Raw genomic sequence first — 5,884 nt, 5'->3', positions numbered from 1 at the left:
CAGCAACATGCTCCTCACCAACATCATCGAAGGCCTCCTTGGCTTTGCCATGGTTTTCTTCAACATCATACTGGGCATCATCATATCCATCTATATGCTAGCAGACAAAGAAACCCTAAAGAAGAACTTCACCCAGTTGACACATGCCTTTATCCCCAAGGATAGGGCCACTCCTTTTTTCAATTTTTTAGGGGATGTGAACAATGTCTTCTCCCACTTCCTTACGGGGTTAATCGTTGAAGCAATCATCATCGGCATTTTGGCCTTCCTTGGCCTCAGCCTTATGGGTGTCAAATATGCCATCGTTCTTGGCTTCATCATCTGTCTCACAAACGTAATTCCCTATTTTGGTCCCTTCATCGGTGCGGTACCAGCCATTTTGACGACCTTTATGTACGACCCTGTGAAAGCCCTCTGGGTAGCTGTCTTTATCGTAATCCTGCAACAGGTGGACGGCAGTATCGTCGGACCAAAGGTCATGGGAAATTACATCGGCCTCAAGCCCATTTGGATTATCCTCTCCATCTCCATTGGTGGCGGTTTTGGCGGCTTACTGGGTATCCTACTGGCAATTCCACTTGGAGCCATTGTCAAAATTCTCATCGTAAAGTTTATTGAAAAGCGAGCGCTTGCACATTAAAATAACCCCTTCCTCTAATTTCTTAATTGAAATCAGGTGAAGGGGTTTTCATTTGAGTATCGCGTTCGTGACCACCAAGCCTATTTAAAAAGGTTTTGGCATGTCGATCATAATGTAATTGTTGATCAGGACGAAGTGTGCAAAGGTTCCTGCCAAGATGAACAAGTGGAAAATTTCATGAAAACCAAACTTGCCAATCTTAATCTTTTCTGACTTAGTGGCGTAGAAGATTGAACCCACAGTGTAGAAGATTCCGCCTAAGACTAGCCACATAAAACCGTTAAAGGGCAGGGCCTTGAAGAGTGGATAGATAAAGAGGATGCTGATCCAGCCAAGGAAGAGGTACATTCCTGCAGACAGCCATCGCGGCATGTGAATGAACAAGACCTTCATGACGATTCCAACAATCGCCAGGGCCCAAACCGCGATGAGCAAGGAAGTCCCCAGGGTGCCTTTAAGTGCCGTCAAGCAAATTGGGGTATAGGTGCCTGCGATTAAGACAAAGATCATGGCATGGTCTAGCTTGCGCAGTCTCAAAATAATTTCCTTTTTCCCATTAAACCAATGATATATTGTAGAAGCACTGTAAAGTGCAATCATACTCATTCCAAATATAATGCCACCGACAAGGTAAACCACGTTGTGTTTCATAGCTGCATTGATAATCATCACCACAAGTCCAACAAACGACATGATAATGCCCAAGAGATGAGTCAATGTATTGATAGGTTCTCTCATATGAGCCTCCTTAAGTTCATAATTAAAGTCTAAACATAGCAAGTAACGCATACCCACTTTTGTATGTAGTATTGATTACTACGTTTGATTATATCGATATATTATCACGTTGTATTCTATATTTCAAGTTTTTTTTATGTTATACTGTTGTTAAATATAATCATTGAGGTGAACTGATGCAAACAAAACCTGATGTGATGAACATTCAAACCATTAAGAGCGAAGATATTCCCGATATTCAACTCTATATGGATCAAGTTCTTGAATTCTTCGAGTCCCAGATTGGGGCCAATAAACGCACGGCTAAAGAACCCATCTTTACCAAGACCATGATCAACAATTATGTGAAGGCTGATGTGATATCGCCGCCTATTAAGAAAAAGTATTCCAAAGAGGCCCTTATGGATCTGGCTATGGTCTACGCCTTTAAGCAAGTGCTGTCAATCCAAGATACTCAGGCACTCATAAAGGCCCTTCACACCCTTGATGCATCCCCATATGGACGCTTCAAAGCGATTGAAGATACCATATTAAAGAACATAAAGGACACCTATCCAGACCCAAATCATGAGTCGGCAGAGGACAAGGACAGCCTAGAGCCCCTTGTTTCCCAGATTGTCGCCTTGACCCTTGAAGCCTCAATTAAAAAGGGCATCGCTGAAAAACTACTGGATCAATTGTCAAATTCAATATCAGATTCTGCTTCCAAATGATATTTTTTAAGCTTATCATAGAAGGTCGACTTGGATAATCCAAGCAAGGCCATGGCTTCTTTATTACTACCAGAGTGCTTTAAGGTTTCACGAATAATTTGAATTTCGTGGGCTTCAAGGCGCTCTTTTAAATTCATCCCCTCATAAGCAAAGAGGGCTTCCCTTTGGTCAGGCTGGATCATGCTGATATGCTCAGGGTAGATGATATTACTCTTACTTACAGCGATTGCTCGCTCCAGTACATTTTCAAGCTCTCTGATGTTGCCCTGCCAAGAATGGTTGAGCAATCGACTGAAGGCTTCACCTGAAAGGGGCTTTTCTTCTATTTCGAGTCGCTGACAAATCTTCTTCATCAAGTCGTTGATGATCATGTAGAGGTCTTCTCGCCTTGCCGCCAAAGATGGCATATGAATCGGAAAAACGTTGATGCGATAATAGAGGTCCTCTCTGAACTTACCCTGCTTAACGGCCTCAAACAAGGAGCGGTTGGTTGCGGTGATGACCCTGACGTTGGCACTGGAAGCCACACTGGCACCTACCTTGTAATAGCTTTTACTCTGTAAGACCTGCAAGAGCTTTACTTGAATTTCTAGAGGGATTTCACCAATTTCATCTAAAAATAAGGTTCCTTGGTCCGCCATCTCAAAATAGCCCTTTTTCCCTCTTCGGTCTGCACCTGTAAAGGCCCCACTTTCATAACCAAAGAGCTCACTTTCAAACAGGCTTTGGGGAATTGCCGCACAGTTGACCTCAACAAAGGCCCCTTTAAGGCCACTATGTTCGTGTATCAAACGCGCCAAATAGGTTTTACCAGTCCCGCTCTCTCCAGTAATCAGGACGTTTGATTTTATTTCAGTGGCACGATTGGCCAGATACTTTACACTTCTGATGGCGTTGCTGTTACCGATAAAGGCACTGAATTTCTCAAGGGCTTCCTGGTCTGTTGAAAGATTTGACTGGGCGCTTAAGGCTTCGATGCTTTTGAGGATTTCGTTCCGCTCTGTTAGTAGCCCACTCATTTCTGATAAATCTCTAAGTTTGATAAGCGCACCTTCAAGGCCGCCACCCTCAAAAATAGGGCTTATCCTGCAATACATAGGTCTTAGGTTTATGTCTAGGAAAAAAGAGTTGGATGAGGTTTCCTGTCTTAGGCCATCCCGATCCTCATAGATACGCTCCAGCGCTGAAAATAAGGGATCTGATTCAAACAGCTTTGACAAGAGCATGCCTTCAACCTCTATCCCGTTTTCCAGATTGCCCTTTGAACGGAAGGACCCTCCCTCCAAGATTTCCAAAATACTCTCCTTGCGAATGGTGTATCCCTTGTCTTGAAAGAATTTCACCTGGCCCGTCTCACCATTGATAATAACCATATGACCATACGCCTTTGCATAATTCTGCTCAAAGGTATCTGCATTAACCGTGATGGACATGATCTTCTCATTTTGATCAATACTGCAGTGAATTTGATTTCCGAGAAATCTGACTTTCAGGTCTAATAAGTCCAACAATTCGGACTGTCCCCACACCTTATGAATGCCCTTGATTTGAGGATTGTCGTAAATCCCCACTGCAATGAGGGCTTCTTCCTTTGTAAGTTCCGGTATTTGGCATTGAATTTTTTCGAGTGCTTCTTGATTGAGCGGCCCGTCATCAAGGCCAAATCGGTTGGTCATCAAGATGACGATGTCGCCCTTTTCTAATCTGCCAGCAGGGTGGTGACGTTCACTCTTTAGGGTTATTCCAGTGATTGCCTTGGCTTTGTCATTAAAAAAGACGATTTCTTTTTGGTCGTTTAGGTAGATGATGCCTTCATCAATCTCATCCAAAATTTTCATAGTCAAATCTTGTCTCATGGCTTTCCTCTTTCTCGGACTCTTCATTTGATTACATTATATTGAATCCGAGACTTTCATTCAACCTTTTTTAATCAAAAAATCACGCCCTCTATCACAGTTGTTTTATTTTGGCATCTATCTTGCATTTATATAATACAAAGTTAGATTACACAGACTATGATGTAATTAATTAAGTCAAATTTCTGGAGGGTAATATGCATCAACACATTTCAATTAAAAATCAAACCTTATTTATAGAAGGCTGTGACGCACTTAAGCTCGCTCAAACTTATAAAACACCGCTCTATGTCTTGTCTGAAACGACAATCCGAGAAAAATTCGGCGAAATCAGAAGCCAATTCCTTGAAAAGCATCCCAACACAATTGCAGCTTATGCCAGCAAGGCGTTCTTGACCACAGCTTTCGTTAAACTTGTGGACCAAGAGGGTTTTTATATGGACGTTGTATCAGGCGGCGAGCTCTATACAGCCATGAATGCCAACTTCCCTATGTCTCGCATTATTTTCCACGGTAACAACAAATCTGCTTCTGAACTCGAAATGGCTGTGGTCAACAAGGTTGGCAGAATCGTGGTGGACAATACACACGAACTTGAGCTTCTGGCTTCTATCGCTCAAAAACATCAAACTGAAATGAACATTCTCTTTAGGATTACACCAGGCGTAAACAGCTCAACACATGACTATATTGCCACAGGAAAGAAGGATTCTAAATTTGGGGTCTCACTAGACGACTTCGTCATCATGCCTGCAGTGAAAGCGGCAATAGATGCACCTTTTTTAAATTTTTTAGGTTTCCATTTCCATGTTGGTTCCCAAATTTTCGACCACACCTCTCATGTGAAAGCGACTATGGTAGCCCTAGACCTTATCAAGCGCGTTAAAGCGGATTACAATTATGATATCCTTGAGCTCAACACAGGTGGTGGCTTTGGAATCAAGTACACAGATACCTGTGCACCACAAAGTATCGGCTATTTCACAGATGCCATTGTGGATACCATTGATCAATATTGCCAGACACAGGGTCTAGTCCGACCTAAAATCTGTATTGAGCCCGGTAGATTTATCATCGGTGAAGCGGGAACGACACTATACACTGTGGGTGCTGTCAAAGAAATCAAAGACATCAGAACCTATGTAGCTGTGGATGGGGGTATGACCGATAATATCAGACCTGCCCTTTATCAGGCAAAATATAATGCGCTTCTTGCCAACAGACCTCTAGAGGCAACCACTGGCGAAGTGACCCTCTGTGGTAAATGCTGTGAGACAGGAGATATTCTCGTGGAAAATCTGCCACTTCCAAGCGCAGAATCCGGTGACATTGTTGCAGTCTTCAGTACAGGTGCCTATAACTACTCCATGGCATCCCACTATAATAAACACTTAATCCCAGCTGTTGTCTTGGTTTCAGGTGAAAATGCCTATGAGATCGTCAAGAGAGAGACCTATGAAGACCTCGTTAGACAAGATGTCATTCCAGACCATTTAAAATAGATAGAGATTAAAATTTGGTTATCCCCCTAAAGATTGCATATTGTAAATAGAACACTCATATCAACATAAAACCTAATATCAACATAAAACCTAATATCAACATAAAACCTAATATCAACATAAAACCCTGCGATTTATGATTCTGAATTAATTCAAAGATCATAGACCACAGGGTTATTTTTCGTACTTGATTTAGTTTTTCGTACTTGATTTAGCTTTTCGTATTTTATTTAGCTTTTCTTATTTGATTTAATTTGTCAAATTTACCTTATTATTTATCCGTGTCAGAAATGCCTCTTAAAAATTCCAAGCTCGCTTCAAGGGCTTCCTCTTGCTGTGTTTGTTGGTCAATATCCGCAACCTGATCACCTTTTTGAAAACCGTAATCGCCAAACTGTGCATGATTGCCACCTTCTATTTCATGATAAAATGTAT

General features: G+C 42.0%; 6 protein-coding genes. 3 read left to right on the top strand and 3 right to left on the bottom strand.

The window, feature by feature from the left end:
- On the top strand, window positions 1–640 hold a 640-nt coding region (locus AC220I_RS17030; RefSeq protein ID WP_486725063.1), incomplete at its 5' end, for an AI-2E family transporter.
- An 84-nt stretch (window positions 641–724) separates the two neighbouring features.
- On the opposite strand, the gene trhA is transcribed toward AC220I_RS17030, so the two are convergent.
- On the bottom strand, window positions 725–1,378 hold the full coding sequence (trhA, locus tag AC220I_RS17025) for a PAQR family membrane homeostasis protein TrhA (protein WP_486725062.1): 654 nt from the start codon (window positions 1,376–1,378) through the stop codon (window positions 725–727).
- Between the two features lie 176 nt (window positions 1,379–1,554).
- Here trhA and AC220I_RS17020 point away from each other — a divergent pair, with 176 nt between their 5' ends.
- Window positions 1,555–2,091: a DUF1836 domain-containing protein gene (locus AC220I_RS17020; RefSeq protein ID WP_486725061.1), complete on the top strand. Its 537-nt coding sequence runs from the start codon at window positions 1,555–1,557 to the stop codon at window positions 2,089–2,091.
- Here the strand turns inward: AC220I_RS17020 and AC220I_RS17015 are convergent.
- Complete coding sequence (locus AC220I_RS17015; RefSeq protein ID WP_486725060.1) at window positions 2,052–3,947, bottom strand: sigma-54 interaction domain-containing protein; 1,896 nt, start codon at window positions 3,945–3,947, stop codon at window positions 2,052–2,054. The genes AC220I_RS17020 and AC220I_RS17015 overlap by 40 nt on opposite strands.
- Window positions 3,948–4,144: 197 nt before the next feature.
- On the opposite strand from AC220I_RS17015, the gene lysA reads away from it, so the two are divergent.
- Complete coding sequence (gene lysA / locus AC220I_RS17010) at window positions 4,145–5,449, top strand: diaminopimelate decarboxylase (RefSeq protein WP_486725059.1); 1,305 nt, start codon at window positions 4,145–4,147, stop codon at window positions 5,447–5,449.
- Between the two features lie 271 nt (window positions 5,450–5,720).
- Here the strand turns inward: lysA and AC220I_RS17005 are convergent.
- Window positions 5,721–5,884, bottom strand: a 164-nt coding sequence (locus tag AC220I_RS17005) for an alpha/beta hydrolase (RefSeq protein ID WP_486725064.1), incomplete at its 5' end; no start/stop codon positions are given.

The organism is Fusibacter sp., from assembly GCF_057447755.1.
This window is presented reverse-complemented; position numbering and strand designations above follow the sequence as displayed.

Coding starts and splice junctions, on each gene's coding strand:
- trhA (WP_486725062.1), bottom strand. CDS start 1,378: ATGAGAGAACCTATCAATACATTGACTCATCTCTTGGGCATTATCATG.
- AC220I_RS17020 (WP_486725061.1), top strand. CDS start 1,555: ATGCAAACAAAACCTGATGTGATGAACATTCAAACCATTAAGAGCGAA.
- AC220I_RS17015 (WP_486725060.1), bottom strand. CDS start 3,947: ATGAGACAAGATTTGACTATGAAAATTTTGGATGAGATTGATGAAGGC.
- lysA (WP_486725059.1), top strand. CDS start 4,145: ATGCATCAACACATTTCAATTAAAAATCAAACCTTATTTATAGAAGGC.